Source organism: Wenzhouxiangella limi (assembly GCF_010499265.1).
GTDB classification, from domain to species: domain Bacteria; phylum Pseudomonadota; class Gammaproteobacteria; order Xanthomonadales; family Wenzhouxiangellaceae; genus Wenzhouxiangella; species Wenzhouxiangella limi.
Window position 1 is genome coordinate 103,575 of the sequence record NZ_JAAGSC010000044.1, and the last position, 14,838, is coordinate 118,412.

18 protein-coding genes and 1 other RNA gene are annotated in these 14,838 nt (G+C 65.7%); 9 read left to right on the forward strand and 10 right to left on the reverse strand.

The features are described from left to right. Positions 1-36 precede the first annotated feature (36 nt). Positions 37-1,674: a DUF3300 domain-containing protein gene (locus G3I74_RS14015; protein WP_164212232.1), complete on the forward strand. Its 1,638-nt coding sequence runs from the start codon at positions 37-39 to the stop codon at positions 1,672-1,674. Positions 1,675-1,904: 230 nt separating this feature from the next. Further along, complete coding sequence (locus G3I74_RS14020; protein ID WP_164212233.1) at positions 1,905-2,684, forward strand: TrkA C-terminal domain-containing protein; 780 nt, start codon at positions 1,905-1,907, stop codon at positions 2,682-2,684. A gap of 55 nt (positions 2,685-2,739) precedes the next feature. Here G3I74_RS14020 and feoB read toward each other — a convergent pair whose 3' ends face one another. Then, on the reverse strand, positions 2,740-4,719 hold the full coding sequence (feoB, locus tag G3I74_RS14025; RefSeq protein ID WP_164212234.1) for a ferrous iron transporter B: 1,980 nt from the start codon (positions 4,717-4,719) through the stop codon (positions 2,740-2,742). After that, positions 4,716-4,973 carry a FeoA family protein gene (locus tag G3I74_RS14030; protein WP_164212235.1) on the reverse strand — a complete coding sequence of 86 codons (258 nt, stop codon included), beginning with the start codon at positions 4,971-4,973 and terminating at the stop codon, positions 4,716-4,718. The genes feoB and G3I74_RS14030 overlap by 4 nt, the downstream gene beginning before the upstream one ends. 150 nt (positions 4,974-5,123) lie before the next feature. Between G3I74_RS14030 and G3I74_RS14035 the strand changes: the two genes are divergently transcribed. Then, the gene (locus tag G3I74_RS14035; RefSeq protein WP_164212236.1) at positions 5,124-6,044 is read left to right on the forward strand and encodes a S1/P1 nuclease; all 921 of its coding nucleotides are present in this window, start codon (positions 5,124-5,126) and stop codon (positions 6,042-6,044) included. A 36-nt stretch (positions 6,045-6,080) separates the two neighbouring features. On the opposite strand, the gene G3I74_RS14040 is transcribed toward G3I74_RS14035, so the two are convergent. After that, on the reverse strand, positions 6,081-7,073 hold the full coding sequence (locus G3I74_RS14040; RefSeq protein WP_164212237.1) for a zinc-dependent alcohol dehydrogenase family protein: 993 nt from the start codon (positions 7,071-7,073) through the stop codon (positions 6,081-6,083). Between the two features lie 142 nt (positions 7,074-7,215). On the opposite strand from G3I74_RS14040, the gene G3I74_RS14045 reads away from it, so the two are divergent. Together G3I74_RS14045 and G3I74_RS14050 are read left to right on the forward strand one after the other, a co-directional pair. After that, complete coding sequence (locus tag G3I74_RS14045; protein ID WP_164212238.1) at positions 7,216-7,725, forward strand: RrF2 family transcriptional regulator; 510 nt, start codon at positions 7,216-7,218, stop codon at positions 7,723-7,725. Between the two features lie 23 nt (positions 7,726-7,748). Further along, positions 7,749-8,210, forward strand: coding sequence for an RrF2 family transcriptional regulator (locus tag G3I74_RS14050; RefSeq protein ID WP_164212239.1), 462 nt, complete (start codon positions 7,749-7,751; stop codon positions 8,208-8,210). Positions 8,211-8,251: 41 nt separating this feature from the next. Here the strand turns inward: G3I74_RS14050 and ffs are convergent. Together ffs and G3I74_RS14060 are read right to left on the reverse strand one after the other, a co-directional pair. After that, positions 8,252-8,349, reverse strand: an RNA gene (gene ffs / locus G3I74_RS14055) — signal recognition particle sRNA small type. Positions 8,350-8,411: 62 nt separating this feature from the next. After that, entirely contained in the window at positions 8,412-8,633 is a 222-nt protein-coding gene (locus tag G3I74_RS14060; protein ID WP_164212240.1) for a DUF2835 family protein, read from the reverse strand. Positions 8,634-8,779: 146 nt separating this feature from the next. On the opposite strand from G3I74_RS14060, the gene dnaX reads away from it, so the two are divergent. Genes dnaX through recR form a run of 3 tightly spaced genes read left to right on the forward strand, consistent with a single transcriptional unit; the run spans position 8,780 to position 11,399 of the window. After that, the gene (gene dnaX, locus G3I74_RS14065) at positions 8,780-10,456 is read left to right on the forward strand and encodes a DNA polymerase III subunit gamma/tau (protein ID WP_164212241.1); all 1,677 of its coding nucleotides are present in this window, start codon (positions 8,780-8,782) and stop codon (positions 10,454-10,456) included. Positions 10,457-10,464: 8 nt separating this feature from the next. Continuing rightward, a complete protein-coding gene (locus tag G3I74_RS14070; RefSeq protein WP_164212242.1) occupies positions 10,465-10,785 on the forward strand; it encodes a YbaB/EbfC family nucleoid-associated protein in 321 nt (106 codons plus the stop codon). Positions 10,786-10,802: 17 nt separating this feature from the next. Further along, the gene (gene recR, locus G3I74_RS14075) at positions 10,803-11,399 is read left to right on the forward strand and encodes a recombination mediator RecR (protein ID WP_164212243.1); all 597 of its coding nucleotides are present in this window, start codon (positions 10,803-10,805) and stop codon (positions 11,397-11,399) included. 20 nt (positions 11,400-11,419) lie between these two features. Here the strand turns inward: recR and G3I74_RS14080 are convergent, their stop codons facing one another. Genes G3I74_RS14080 through pspA form a run of 5 tightly spaced genes read right to left on the reverse strand, consistent with a single transcriptional unit; the run spans position 11,420 to position 13,772 of the window. Beyond that, a complete protein-coding gene (locus G3I74_RS14080) occupies positions 11,420-12,202 on the reverse strand; it encodes an enoyl-CoA hydratase/isomerase family protein (RefSeq protein ID WP_164212244.1) in 783 nt (260 codons plus the stop codon). Positions 12,203-12,221: 19 nt separating this feature from the next. Further along, positions 12,222-12,467 (reverse strand): hypothetical protein, encoded by a 246-nt coding sequence (locus tag G3I74_RS14085; RefSeq protein WP_164212245.1) that lies wholly within the window; start codon positions 12,465-12,467, stop codon positions 12,222-12,224. Positions 12,468-12,486: 19 nt separating this feature from the next. Next, positions 12,487-12,873: an envelope stress response membrane protein PspC gene (pspC, locus tag G3I74_RS14090; protein ID WP_164212246.1), complete on the reverse strand. Its 387-nt coding sequence runs from the start codon at positions 12,871-12,873 to the stop codon at positions 12,487-12,489. Then, a complete protein-coding gene (gene pspB / locus G3I74_RS14095) occupies positions 12,870-13,100 on the reverse strand; it encodes an envelope stress response membrane protein PspB (protein WP_164212247.1) in 231 nt (76 codons plus the stop codon). The genes pspC and pspB overlap by 4 nt, the downstream gene beginning before the upstream one ends. A 6-nt stretch (positions 13,101-13,106) precedes the next feature. Beyond that, positions 13,107-13,772, reverse strand: coding sequence for a phage shock protein PspA (gene pspA / locus G3I74_RS14100; RefSeq protein ID WP_164212248.1), 666 nt, complete (start codon positions 13,770-13,772; stop codon positions 13,107-13,109). Positions 13,773-14,113: 341 nt separating this feature from the next. Here pspA and G3I74_RS14105 point away from each other — a divergent pair, with 341 nt between their 5' ends. Beyond that, on the forward strand, positions 14,114-14,836 hold the full coding sequence (locus G3I74_RS14105) for an FKBP-type peptidyl-prolyl cis-trans isomerase (RefSeq protein WP_164212249.1): 723 nt from the start codon (positions 14,114-14,116) through the stop codon (positions 14,834-14,836). Positions 14,837-14,838: the final 2 nt, after the last annotated feature.

Here is a 14,838-nt window from a genome sequence, read left to right on the forward strand (position 1 = left end):
GTCGCCTTGATCCGGCTTGAAGCCAAGGAGTGCACCATGAAAAGACCGATTCAGACTGCAGTGATGGCGACCCTGTTGACTTTACTGCTCGCGCCGGCCGTCAGTGCGCGCAGCGTCGGTGATTTTCATGGTTTCGGCCAGGGCGAGCTGGACCAGATGCTGGCGCCGGTGGCGCTGTATCCGGATACGGTGCTATCGCACGTGCTGATTGCCGCGACCTATCCGCTGGAGGTGGTTCAGGCCGCCCGCTGGTCCCGCAACAATCCGGATCTGCGCGGTGAGGCAGCGGTCAATGCCGTGATCGGGCACGCGTGGGATCCGTCGGTGATGGCGCTGGTTGCGTTCCCTGAACTGTTGGCGCGCATGGACGCCGACCTGGACTGGACCCAGCGTCTGGGTGATGCCTTCCTGGTCCAGGAAGAAGACGTGCTCGACAGCATCCAGCGGCTCAGGGGGCAGGCCCATCGGGCCGGCAACCTGGGCAGCAACGAGCACGTGCAGGTGGTGCGCGAGCGCGAGGTCATCTACATCGAGCCGGCCCGCCGGCAGGTGATTTACCTGCCCCATTACAACCCGAGCGTGGTGTATGGACGCTGGCACTGGGCGGACTACCCGCCCATCGCCTGGAGCCACCCGCGCCGTTACCGAAGTTCGGTGTCGTTTTATTGGTCGCCAGCCTACAGCGTGGCGCCCACCTTCTTTTTCAGCTCTTTTCACTGGTCGCGGCGCCAGGTCGTGGTGGTCAATCACCACCACCACTATTATCGGCCGGGACACTATTCGCGGCCGCGTACGGTGGTCAATCAGCATTTCTACAGCGGTCGAGACGTCGCCCGTCACGACAGTGCCCGGCGCTGGACGCACAAGCCGACGCATCGGCGCGGCGTGGCGTACCGGGCCGATGTACCCGCTCGTCATCGCCAGGCCAGCATCCAGTCCAGCCGGCAGCGGGCTGCTGTTGCTGCGAACAACAGGAAAGCGACGGCGCGGGTTGCCGAAACGCGCTCGCAGCAGCGCCAGTGGGCGGCAGAGCGGCGTTCGGGACTGGATCGGCAAGCGCCAGCGGCCGGTCAGCCGCGCGCCGGTCGAGCAACCTCCCGTCCGCCAAGCGCCGAGAACCGGCTGTCTACGCGGCGTTCATCGAATGCGCAGACGAGATCGCCAGCGCGGGCCTTGAGCGGCTCGTCGCCAAACTCGAGCAGCCAGCGCGACCGGGTCAAAAGCTCGGCAAATCGGACGACTCGGACGACCCGCGAGCCGTCCAGCGCGGTCCCCAAGCGCGGCTTGCCGGTGGATCAGCGACGGTCACAGCGCCCGTCGAATGCGGCGTCGTCGGCGCGCCGCACGCCACCGTCAGCGGTGCGATCGACCGCCCGGCCGCGCGCTGCAGCGCCCAGCCCCTCAAGACGCCAGTTGTCTGCGTCTTCGCGGACTCCTGAGCGCGCGCGCAACAGCACGGTGCGGACCACCCGTCCTGCGCGCAACTCGGCGCCCCGCGCCGCTGCCCGGGATCGCGCCTCGAGCCGCCAGATGGCCCCGACGCCGCCTCAACGGACTGGCGATCGAGCGCGCGCCAGCGTTGATCGGTCTGCGTCCAGATCGACATCGCGGGCGTCGCGTAGCCAACAGCCAAGCCGCCTCAGCGAACGAGCCGCAGCCCGGCGCCGCGACTGACGAGCAGTCGCACCAAGCCCGCTGGTTAGAGCAGAGGGACCCAGGCGTAAGACCAGATGCGAAGGCTTCGCTCTGGCCAATCGCGTCTAGCGGGTCTGATGCCTTAGCCCTGGACCGAGCGTGTCGCAGGCCGACCGATGGGGCCGTTGCGCATCGACTAGACTTGTGCGTTCGGATCGCTGCGCATCGCGGATCGATTCAGTGCCGAGACCTGGAGCAGCCTGTCAGCCATGACCGCCGTCGCCACGTTTCTCATTGTGTTGCTGTTGTCGCTGATCGTGGCGCGCTTCGTGAGCGTGGCCCTGACGCTGACCGGGCTTTCGCCGGAAGTCGCGCGGTTCCAGGCGCGCTCGGCGCTGTCCGGGACCGGTTTCACGACCCGGGAAGCCGAAGCGATCGTCAATCATCCGGTGCGTCGTCGCATTGTCATGGTGTTGATGGTGGTCAGGAACGCCGGCCTGACCGGCGCCATCGCCTCGCTGGTGCTTTCTTTTACGGGATCACCGACCACCCAGGAAGCGCTGACCCGTCTCGGGGTGATCGCGGCGGGCCTGGCCGGACTTTGGATTCTGGCGCGTAGCCGCGCCGCCGATCGAATCATGTCCCGGGTCATCCGGCGCCTGCTGAATCGATACACCGAGCTCGGGGCAAGCGATCTGGTCAATCTGCTCGACATCTCCGGTGACTTCACCATCCGGGAGCTGGCGCTGGACGAGGACGACTGGCCGGTTGGCAAGACGCTGGCCGAAACCGAACTGCACGGTGAGGGCATCCTCGTCCTCGGCATCCGTCGGGAAAGCGGCAACTACCTCGGGGCACCGACCCCCGATACCGAATTCTGCGCGGGCGACCGGCTCGTACTCTACGGCCGCGCCGAACGCATCGCGGAACTCCGTAAACGCAGCCTGGGCGCAGAGGGAGACGCTCGCCACGAGCAGGCCAGACGCGAGGAGGACGAAGTCGAACAAAGCGAGCAGCGCGAGGACCGAAGACGCTCCTCGGAGGCATGAATGGGGCGGACTGGAAGGGCTCCGCGCCGAGGCCGCAATTCGAGCCCGTCGGGCTTCAGCCCAGCCAGATCGAGCCGACCTGGTAGACGATGAAGGCGGCCGTGTAGGCCAGCACCGACATGTAGCCGAGCTGGAACAGCGGCCAGCGCCAGGTGCCGGTCTCGCGGCGGGTGATGACCTGGGTCGGCAGGCACTGCATGGCCAGGACGAAAAACACCAGCAGGCTCAAGCCCGCGGCCGGCGAGACGTTGTCGCGCAAGCGCTCGCCGATGCTGTCGGGATCTTCTTCGCCATCACCACCCATGCCGTAGAGCACCGACAGGGTCGATGCAATGACCTCGCGGGCGGCAAACGAGGCCAGCACGCCGACGCTGATCTGCCAGTCGAAGCCCAGCGGGGCGAAGACCGGCTCGATGGTCTTGCCTAGCCGTCCGGCGAAGGAGTACTCCAGCTGCGCGGCGGCGACCACGGCGTCGATGCGCTCGGGCGCGGCCTGTTCGGCCTGGAGCTGCTCGACCTGCTCGGCGGTCGCGGCCGGCAGCTGTTCGGGGTCCAGGCGCGGGAAGGTGCCCAGCGCCCAGAGAATCACGCTGATGGTCAGGATCAGGGTCGCGGCGCGCCTAAGAAACAGCCCGCTGCGGTCGATGGCGGTGGTCAGCGCCGTTTGCAGGTGGGGGCGTTTGTAGGTCGGCAGCTCGATCAACAGCGGGTTGGGCCGGCCCTTGAGCAGGGTGCCGCGGATGACCACGGCGGCGGCAAAAGCGGCCACGATGCCGAGAAAATAGGCGCCGGCAAACACTGCACCGGCCAGCAGCGGCTGGTCGGCGAACAGCATGGCCGTGACCATGATGTAGACCGGGATGCGGGCCGAGCAGGAAAACAGTGGCAACACCAGCATGGTGGCCAGGCGATCGCGCGGATTGTCGATGGTGCGCGTGCTCATGATCGCCGGAATCGCACAGGCATGGGCCGAGAGCATCGGCACGAACGCGCGTCCGGGCAGCCCGGCTCGGGCCATGTAGCGGTCGACCACGAAGGCCGCACGCGCCAGGTAGCCGGTATCTTCGAGCACCGAGATCAGCAAAAACAGGATGAAGATCTGGGGCAGGAAGATCAGCGTCCCGCCCAGGCCGGCGATGACCCCGTCGACGACGAAGCTGCCGAGCAGATTGTCCGGCAGCCAGCCGGCCGCGGCCGCGCCCAGGCTGGCAAAACCGGTGTCGATCCAGTTCATCGGCGTTTCGGCGAGCATGAAGATCGACTGAAACAGCGCGCCCATCACCAGGATAAACGCGGCCAGCCCGTAGACCGGGTGGGTCAGCCAGTCGTCGAGCACCTGGGTCAGGCGCGAATCGCGCACAAGCCCCTTCCCGCCGGCGCGCTCGTTGACCTGCTCGGCCCAGGCATAGCGCTTGGCCGGCTTGCAGCCGCTGCAGGCCAGGCAGGCCGGACAGCCATTGGCCGCGCACTCGGCGCCTGCAACAAGCGCGTCGCGAAGCTCGTCGAGCCCCTCGCCGCTGCGGGCCGAGACCGGCACCACGCTGGCACCGAGCTCGATGGCCAGGTGCTGGCAGTCGAGCTCGATCCCGCGCCGGCGGGTCAGGTCGGTCATGTTCAGGGCGATGACCAGCGAGTCGCAGCGCTCGCGCAGCTGGCCGGCCAGGTAGAGGCTGCGCTCGAGGTTGGTGGCGTCGGCGACCATGACCACGGTCAGATCGATCGCCGGGTCGGCCAGGGAGGATTCGATGTACTCGGCCGCGACGCGTTCTTCGGCGCTGTGGTTGTCGAGGCCGTACAGGCCGGGCAGGTCGACCATCTCGACCGGTTGTCCCTGCCAGATCACGCGCGCCTTGCGCACCTCGACCGTGGTGCCGATGTGGTTCGAGGTTCGTGCCTTTAGCCCGGTCAGGCGGTTGAACAGGGTGGTCTTGCCGGCGTTGGGATTGCCGGCAAACAGCAGGCGCCGCGCCCCTGCCGTCGGGCGATTTTCGCTGATCCGCGGCAGTTCAAGCGTGGCGACAGGGCCTTGGCTCATGGGCCTGGCTCCACTTCGATGGCTTCGGCCAGGCGGCGGTCGACGCCGATTCTGACGCCTGAAAGCGAGACGATCATGCGGCTGCCGTGGCGGATGACCTCGATCTTGCGGCCTTCGCACAGGCCCATGGCGCGCAGCCGCAGGTACGGTTCGTCGTCATTCGGCAGCGCGCGCACGCGCGCGACGTGCCCGCTCGGCAGTCGGCTGAGACTATCGCCGGGTACAGGCGCATCGTTCGCAATCGTCGGGCTCATCCGGGCCGCATCCTCCTGGGTCTCGAAAAGCAATCTAAATGAGTCTCAATCGGTAGGTATTGACCCGGGTCAAGTTTGTCGGTTCCGGCGCGCTGAAGCGGGCCGGGCTCGGCTACCATAGGCGCCCCTGTGCAGCTGCTGGAGTTTTCAATGAACCCGCTTAAGTTGTCGTCCGTTGCGCTTGCAGCGGTCCTTGTGCTTGCCTTGTGCCTGCCGGCGCCGGCCCTGGCCTGGAGCCGTTTCGCGCATGAAGCGACGGGTCATCTGGCCGAAGGCGATCTGTCGCCGGTTGCGCGGGCGGCGGTGCTGGAGCTGCTTGACGGCCAGGGGCTGGCCGCGGTCGGATCCTGGGCTGACGAGGTTCGACCGGATCGGCCGGAAACGGCGCCGCTGCACTACGTCAACGGCCCCGTCGACGTGCTGGTGCCGTCGCAGGCCGATTTCGATCTGCCGCAGGGGACTGTCTACAGCGCCGTGCTGGGCTATGCCGAAATCCTGGCCGATACGGCCCAGCCGCGGATTCAGCGCGTCGAGGCACTGAAGTTCCTGATCCATTTTCTGGCCGATCTCCATCAGCCGCTGCATTCGGGTTTTGCCGAGGACCGCGGCGCCAACAATGTGCCCGTGCTCTACCAAGGCGAGGTGATCAACCTGCACCGCTACTGGGACAACCAGATCTTTGCCGCCGTGCAGACCGATTTCGACAGCCGCGAGTTCGCCGCCGTGCTGCGCGCCCGCCACGGTGATCACGAGCGCCGGGCGTGGGCGGCCAGCAGCCCGCGCGACTGGGTCATCGGGGCCCGAAAGCTGATCTTTGGCGGTCTGTATCCGCGCCCGCGCAGGGATGCGCTGAAAGAGGTTCCGGCCGCTGAAATTCCGCCCGGGGTCGAAGCGCCCGTCGGCGTACTCGACGAGCGTTATCGAGCCATCTGGCAGCCGGTGGCCGAGCGCCAGATCGCGCGCGCCGGGGCGCGGCTGGCGGCCGCGCTCAACCATATTTTCGAATCCGGCCAGTCGCCTTTCGCGCCGCCGCCGATCCCGTTTCCGCCGGCCCCGTCTCCGTCCGGATAAGGAACGGATGCGGGATCGGAATCTTTTCGCCCGACTTCAGTGCCGCGGCGTGATCAGGACTTTTCCGGCGCGCTCGCCGCGCGCGGCGGCGGCCACGGCCTGCTTGATCTGGCGGATATCGAAGGTGTCGGCAATCGGCACCCGCAGCTGCCCGGTCGCGATGCGACGGGTCAGATCGGCGTAGAGGGTCGTGCGCTGTTCGGTGCTCGCCCCGGCGTACCAGGTCGCCAGCCAGAAGCCGGTCAGGGTCAGGCCGCGAAAGATCAGGTGAGTCGGTGAGACCTGGCAGGGCTGACCGCTCATCACCCCGTAGTTGACAATGGTGCCGCCGTCTGTGAGGCAACCGGCGAGACGCTCGGTAGAGGTGCCGCCCACGGCATCGATGGCCAGCTGGATTCTGGCGCCGTCGGTGGCTTCGCGAACCTGGCCGGGCAGATCATCACCGTCGATCAGCACCACATCGCCACCCGCGGACCTGACGACTTCGGCGGCGCCCTCGCGGCGCACCACGTTGATCGTGCGAATACCCCGTTCGGCCGCCAGTTTGACCAGGTAGCCGCCGACCCCGGAGTTGGCGGCGTTCTGGATCACCCAGTCGCCGGGTTTGAGGTCGACGAACTCCGACAGCAGCAGGGAAGCCGTGGGTGGATTGATGGTCAGCATGGCCAGCTGCTGGGCATCGGCGTTGTCGGGCAGCGGCACGAGATCGCCGGCGGCTGCCACCAGATGGCTGGCCCAGGTGCCGCAGCCGAGTGGCAGCAGCACGGTCTGGCCTTCGCGCAGCCCCTGCACGTCAGCGCCCAGCGCGACAATCCGGCCGACGCCTTCGTTGCCGGCCGTTGCGGGCAACTCGGGCAGAATGCCGTACAGGCCGGTCAGGGTCAAAAGGTCGGACGGGTTGATGGGGCTGGCCAGCACTTCCACCAGCGCTTCACCGGGTTCGGGGTCGGGCAGGTCGACTTCGACCGGTTCGATCAAGGCTTCCGGGTTCGGACCGCGTTGGCTGTAGCGCGCCTGAATGGCTTTCATGGAGTCTCCTGACGGACATTGAACAGACGCACGAGGATACGCCAGCCGGTGTGTCTGAATTGATCAATATCAAATACTTCTATTTCTGCCTGCCCATAATGAAAGCTCATTCCAATATCGCCAATCGGCAAAGAGACCTGCGATGCATTTGACCCAATACTCCGGATACGGCCTGAGGGCGCTGATGTATGTCGGCCTGAAAGGCGAGGAATTGTCGACCATCGCCGAGATTGCCGAGGCCCACAGTATTTCCCGAAACCACCTGATGAAGGTGGTGCAGCAATTGGCCGCCGAGGGTTTCGTCTATTCCCGGCGCGGCAAGAAAGGCGGGATCCGGCTCGCCGCTCCGCCCGATCGTCTCAGCGTCGGCGAGGTGGTTCGTACGCTTGAACCGAACCTCGGCGTTGCAGACTGCATGCGCGCCGACCGGCGCTGTGTGCTCGTCGAGGTCTGCCGCCTGCGGGCCAAGCTGCGCGAGGCCAGCGAGGCCTTCCTGGCGGTGCTTGATGGGGTTACCCTTGCCGATCTGCTCGAAGGTCCGGCCCAGCAGCTGGTGATGAAAGAACTGCTTGGCCAGGAGCCGACGCCGGGCAGCGTCCAGTTGACCGGCGGTGACGGGCCCGCCCCCTGCTTTGCTTCATCGATGAGCTAGGCGACGCCTCGGATGATTCGGCCTTGAAGCTTACCCAGCATGCCGATTACGGCATCCGGATTCTGACCTACCTGGGTCTGCATCCGCAGTCCCAGGCCACCGTTGGCGAGATCGCCGCTGCTTTCGACATCTCCCACCACCATCTGACCAAGGTTGTGCAACAGCTGGTCGCGCAGGGCGTCGTCGAGTCCAGGCGGGGCAAGCAGGGCGGCCTGCGCCTGGCCCGCTCACCGCACGAGATCCGTGTCGGCAGCGTCATTCGGGCCCTGGAAAACGATTTTCACCTGGTCGAGTGCATGCGCCACGAGCGCGACTGCAAAATTGCCCCGGTCTGTCGTTTCAGCGATATGGTGACTGAAGCCAGCGAGGCCTTTCTCGCGGTGCTGGACGGCTACACCCTCGACGATATGCTGTTCGGCAGCGCGCGCCGCCGCCAGCTGAATCGTCTGTTGATCCTCGAGCCCCGCGTGGCCGAACGCCACTGACTCGTTGCCACGAGAAGGGCGCTGACAATGAAAGAGGCGGCCTTCACCAGCCCGACCCCAGCGCCTGCGCCTGCCGCTGCCGCTGCTCCCTTCCGGGCCTGACGGGGTTCACGGCAGAAACAGCGTGGGAAGACCGGCAAAGACCGCCAGTCGCTGATTATCCCAGAATTGAGCCACGCTGTGGCCGAATTGTCGCGCCGGTCACCCGATCCGCTCCAGGCGCTGCAGGCGGTGCTCATCGTCGGTAATCAACCGAAAGCGGCCCTGAATGCCTGCGTGGTTGACGTGGGCGCGCAGGGCATTGGCGGGAAAGCGAATGGTTCGGCCTTCGCTGTCGGTCACGACGACGGCAACGGCCTGGCCCTGATAATAGCGGAGGTACTCATCGGTGCTGATGCTCAGGGAGAAACGGTATTCTTTCACCGCAGTGCTCCGGTCCGTTCGCGACATGGCCTGGTTCATAGCTTAGGCCACATCGGCCGTCCAGGAGAAGGCCTGGTGTACACTCAACCACCCTGCAGCCGTCTGCGCAAAGTCTGGCGGCGTAACGGAATTTCTGGAGAAAAAGATTGAGCTATCAGGTTCTTGCGAGAAAGTGGCGGCCTCGCGATTTTGCCGGGCTGGTCGGCCAGTCGCATGTGGTCCAGGTTCTGGGTAATGGCCTGGCCAGTGGCCGCATCCATCACGCTTTTTTGTTTACCGGCACGCGGGGGGTGGGCAAGACCACCATCGCGCGCATTCTGGCCAAGTCGCTGAACTGCGTGGAGGGCGTGACCGCCGAGCCGTGCGGGGTTTGCGAAAACTGCGTGGCGATCGATGAAGGGCGCTTTGTCGACCTGCTCGAAATCGATGCCGCGTCCCGCACCAAGGTGGACGATACCCGTGAGATCCTCGATAACGTGCAGTACGCGCCGGCCCGCGGCCGGTTCAAGGTGTATCTGATCGACGAAGTCCACATGCTCTCCACCCACAGCTTCAACGCCCTGCTCAAGACGCTGGAAGAACCGCCGGAGCACGTCAAGTTCGTTTTGGCGACCACCGATCCGCAAAAAATACCGGTGACCATCCTGTCGCGCTGCCTGCAGTTCAACCTGCGCCGCCTGCAGACCGATGAAATCGCCGGACAGATGCGCCAGATTCTTGCTGCCGAGGAGGTGGAGGCCGAAGGCGAGGCGGTGAGCCTGCTGGCGCGCGCCGCTGACGGCAGCATGCGTGATGGGCTGAGCCTGCTTGACCAGGCCCTGGCCGCGGGCGAAGGACTGAGCGAGAAGGCCGTGCGCGACATGCTCGGCAGCGTCGAGCAGCGCCATATTCACCAGCTCCTCCAGGCCCTGGCCGAGCGCCAGCCCGGCGCCGCGATCGCCGCGATCGGCGAGGTCTTCGGCCAGGCCCGCAGCCTGTCGCGGCTGCTTCAGGATCTGGCCGAAGCGCTGCACCGCATCGCGCTGATCCAGCAGTTGCCCGATTACCGCGACGATTCGCGCGCCGACTGGGAGGAGCTCACGGCGATGGCGGCGCGCCTGGATTCCGAGGACGTGCAGTTGTATTACCAGATCGCGGTGACCGGACGGCGCGATCTGCATCTGGCACCGACGGAACGTTCGGGCTGCGAAATGACGCTGCTGCGGATGTTTGCTTTCGCCCCGATGGACAATCCGGACGGGAGCGCTTCCGGGCGCTCATCGGCGCCTGGCCGCCCAATCGGCGAGGATGCCCGCGGCCTCGCCTCGGCCGCATCCGGCGCCGTGGACGCGGCGCCAAAGCCGGTGCCATCGCCTGAGGACTCGCCCGGCGCGGTGGCGGAAGGTGGCTCGGCGACGCCAAGCAGCGCTTCCGATGCGCCGGTGCTGACGGCGGAGAACTGGCCGGCATTGCTGGCGCGGCTCGGGCTCAACGGCTCGGTGCGCACGGTGGCCGCCTTGCTTGCGTTCAGCGAGACGGGCGATGGATACATCACTTTCACCGCCGGTCGAGATGATCTGTTCATGATGACCGAGCGCTTCAAGGCGGCCTTGACGAGCGCCTTGAGCGCCCACCTGGGTTACGAGGTCCGGGTCAGCATCCGGGCCGTGGACGAGGTCGATCTCGACACCCCGGCCCGGCGGGAACAGTCGCGTCGCGATGCCAGCCAGGCGGAGGCCGAGGACGCCATCGACAAGGACCCGCTGGTGCAGCGCCTGCGCAGCCGTTTCGACGCCGAAGTGCTGCGCGATTCCATTCGACCGCTTGATACAAGAAGTCACTAAAGGAAAAGATGATGAAAGGCAATATCGGCCAGCTGATGCAGCAGGCGCAGAAAATGCAGGAAAACCTCAAGCAGGCCCAGCAGGAGCTGGCCGACCTGGAGGTCACCGGCCAGGCCGGGGGCGGCCTGGTGGAAGTCACCATGAGCGGGCGCCACGAAGTTCGCCGCGTGCGCATTGACGAGAGCGTGGCCGACGACCGGGAAATGATCGAAGACCTGGTCGCCGCCGCGGTCAATGACGCCGTCAATCGGGTCCAGGAAGCCAGCCAGGAGAAGATGTCGGGGTTGACCGGCGGACTGCCGCTGCCGCCTGGATTCACGCTGCCCTAAGCCAGGCCTCGCTCTGCATGGCGGCTGATCCGTTCGACGCGCTGCTCGACGCGCTGCGTTGCCTGCCCGGGGTGGGCGCGCGCTCGGCCCAGCGCATGGCGCTGCACCTGCTCGAGCGCGATCGCGACGGCGGTCGGCGCCTGGCGAACGCACTGGCGGTCGCCATGCGCGATATCCGTCGCTGTGACCGGTGCCGCAACTTCACCGCCGCCAAGGTCTGCCGGATCTGTGCCGACGAGCGTCGCAGTTCGCAGATCCTGTGCATCGTCGAAAGCCCCGCCGATGTGCTGGCGATCGAAGCGGCGACCGGCTATCAGGGGCGTTACTTCGTGCTGCTGGGGCGACTGTCGCCGCTGGACGGTATCGGTCCCGGCGACCTGGGGCTGGATCAGCTGGAGCGCCAGCTGGCCGCAGGTGCCACCGAGGAGATCGTGATTGCCACCAACACGACGGTGGAGGGCGAAGCGACTGCGCACTACCTGAGAGAAATGGCTGCACGTCACCGCGTGCGCGTCTCGCGTCTGGCCCAGGGCGTGCCGCTGGGCGGCGAGCTGGAGCACACGGATCAGTCCACCCTGGCGCACGCGTTCAGTTCGCGCCAGCCGATGGCCTGATCGATGTCCGCGGGCGCTGCTCAGCGCCCGGTGAATTCCGGCTGGCGCTTCTCGAGGAAAGCGCTGGTGCCCTCCTGCATGTCTTCGGTCGCGCAGCACAGGGCAAAGCGGGCCGTCTCCAGCGCAAGGCCGGCCTCAAGATTGATTTCTGCCCCTTGGAGCGTGGCCTGGAGGATCCCGCGCACGGATTCGGGCGCCGCCCTGGCCAGCGGGGCGGCCATGGACTGGACGGCTTCGTTCAGTTCCTCGGCCTCCACCACCTGGTTGACCAGTCCCAGAGCGAACGCGCGTTCGGCGCTGATCGGCTCACCGCCCAGGGCCATTTCCAGCGCCAGCGTGGAGCCGACCAGGCGCACCAGGCGCTGGGTGCCGCCGAAGCCCGGCATGATGCCGAGCTTGATTTCCGGCAATCCGAATCGAGCGTTGCGGCTGGCGATGCGAAGGTGGCAGGCCAGCGCCAGCTCCATGCCGCCGCCCAGCGCGTAGCCGTTGATCGCGGCGATGACCGGCTTGTTCAGGCTCTGGATCATGCTCATCAGGTCCTGGCCAAACTGTGAAAAGCGGCGCGCCTCGAGCGGCGTTTGTTCACGGATTTCGCCAATATCGGCCCCGGCCACGAAAGCCTTGTCGCCGGCGCCGGTCAGAACAATGACCCGAACCTTGTCGTCGCCGCTGGCGTCGATGATCGCCCCGTAAAGCTCCTGCAGGGTCTGGCGGTTGAGGGCGTTGAGCTTGGCCGGGCGTTTGATGGTGATGGTGTGCACGCCGCCGCGGGTGACGACGGACAGGTTTTCAAAAGACATGGCGGGTCTCGATGGCGAATCAGCCGCCGAATTGTAAACCACGCGCGAGCAGCATGATGCCGGCCAGCAGCAGGGCGATGGCGCCGGCCAGCGTCGCCAGAGCGCAGCAGGCCGGCCAGAGCGCCCGGCCGATATCAATCAGCTGATCGATCTGCGCGGCGAGCTCGCCACCGCTTGTTGCCAGGTCGTGCAGGCCTGCCGCGATCCCGGCCAGGGCGGCCGGGATCAGCAGCAGGGCGGTGAACACAATGAGCAGCAGGTGCATGTCCGCAGGCCGCGCCGGCTCAGTCGCGCAGCTCGCGGTCGATGCGATACTCGCTCGAGGTGATCCAGGCCTCCATGCGCTGCAGGCGTCCGTCCAGGTCGCGAAAGCGGCGGTTGAGATGGCTGACCGAGTCGCGCGGCGAGCGCCGGACCTCCTGCCAGAACTCGGCTTCTTCCTCGTCGCGATAGAGATCCCGCGGCCGTTTCGGCAGCAATAGCCAAAGGACCAGGTAGCCGACCACCATCACGAAGGTAAACGGCAGCGCCAGCAGGACGACCACCAGGCGCAGGCCGACGCGGTTGACGCCGGTCCAGTCGGCCAGGCCGGCGCATACGCCGGCGATAATGGCGCGATCCTTGTCGCGGTAAAGGCGGTTGCGGCTGGCGTTTTCTCTGATCTTGTTCATGCGCGGTTCCTCCAGTCCGGGCTGTCGGCATCGAGAATGCGTTCCAGCGTGCGAATGCGGTCTTCCATGCGACGGGCGCTGTCGTTGAGATCTTCGAGCAGGGCCTCGTCCTTGCTGTTGAGCCGCCGATTGGCTGAATTCCGGGTCGTGTAGTGCATGACCAGCCACACCGGCAGGACGATGACCAGGAAAATGACCAGCAGCGGAAAGATGAAGTCGGGAAACATGGCCGCTTATCCCTGCTGCTTCTTCGATTTCATTTCGGCCAGCTCGGCCTCGATGCGCTCATCGGTCTCGAGCTGGCGGAACTCCGACTCCAGGCTCTGGCCCTTGCGGCCCATGTCCAGGGACTCGGCCTCGGACTCGATCTGCTCGATGCGCTGCTCGGCTGAATCGAAGCGGTGCAGCATCTCGTCGATCTTGTCGTTGTGCAGGTGCTTGCGGGTCTTGAGCTGGTGGCTGGCCGAGCGATGGCGCATGACCAGCGCGCGCTGGCGATTGCGGGCGTCGGTAAGCTTGGCCTGCAGCTTGCCGATGTCGGCGTCGTACTTGGCCAGCTGGTCCTCGTACTGGGTCAGCTCTTCGGTCAGGTAGCCGATGCGGTCGCTGATCGCGGTCTTTTCGACCAGCGCGGCCCGGGCCAGGTCCTCGCGGTTCTTGTCGAGCGCGATCTCGGCCTTGCGGGCCCAGTCGATCTGCTGTTCCTCCAGCCGCTTGAGCAGCCGCGCGCGCTCTTTTTTCTCGGCGATGCACTTGGCGGTGGCCGAACGGACCTCGACCAGGGTGTCTTCCATTTCCTGGATCATCAGTCGGATCATCTTCTCCGGATCCTCGGCTTTTTCCAGGGCAGCGTTGAGGTTGGCGTTGATGATGTCGCCCATGCGAGAGAAAATTCCCATCGGTGTTGCTCCTTGGCTATGGTTCGGTCTGCCAGCTTAAATGCAACAGGCATGCCAAAAATAATAAATCATGAAAACAATGGCTTAATGCAAAACCACCTGAACCGATAGGATAAATTAACCGCAATATTGGTAAATTTAACCTTGCGCAGACCGGGAACCGGCGTGGCCTGGCGCGGGTCACATTGATGTATGCCCCGACGCGATCCGGACTGATCAGACAATTCGATCGCGAGCGTTGCCGCCGGCGCCGAGACAGCATGATCCTGTTGCCCCGTCTGGTTTAAAATGCCGGGTCGGCTTTCCATCGGCCACTTTCATTGCACTCATCTGGAGTCAACATGCAAAAGATACTTTTGACCTTCGCCACGGCTTCGCTTCTGGCCGCGTCTGCGACGGCCCAGGACCTCGAGTCCGAGCCCGGAAAACTGGGTTATTCCATCGGCTACGAGTTCGGCGCAGAACTGCGCAGCTACGATATCGAGCTGGAGCTGGAGTCGGTTTTTCAGGCCGTGCGCGATGCGTATGCCGAGACCGAGCCGCGCGTGGACATCAACGAAATGCGCCAGCTGATGACCGAACTGCAGGAGCAGATTCGCCAGGAGCGCATGGAAGCCTTCGAGCAGCTGGCCGAGGATAACCAGGAGCGGGCCACCGAGTTCCTGGCCGAAAACCGCAGCAAGAACGGCATTGTTGCCCTGCCCAGCGGGGTGCAGTACCGGGTGATCGAAGAAGGCGAGGGTGATCGACCGGGCCTGGAAGACGTGGTCACCGTCCACTACCGCGGCTCCAAGATCGACGGCCGCGAGTTCGACAGTTCCTTCCGGCGCGGCGTGCCCGCCGTGTTCCAGGTCAACTCGGTCATCGAGGGCTGGCAGGAAGTGCTGCCGCTGATGCGCGAAGGCGCGATGTGGCAGGTCTTTCTGCCGCCCGAGCTCGCCTTTGGTGTGCGCGGCGATCCGCCCATCATCGGGCCCAACGAAGCCCTGCAGTTCGACGTGCGCCTGGTGCAGATCGGTGAGCCCGAAGGCTTCGAGGAAGGCGCGCCGGTTCCCGGCCAGTAAGC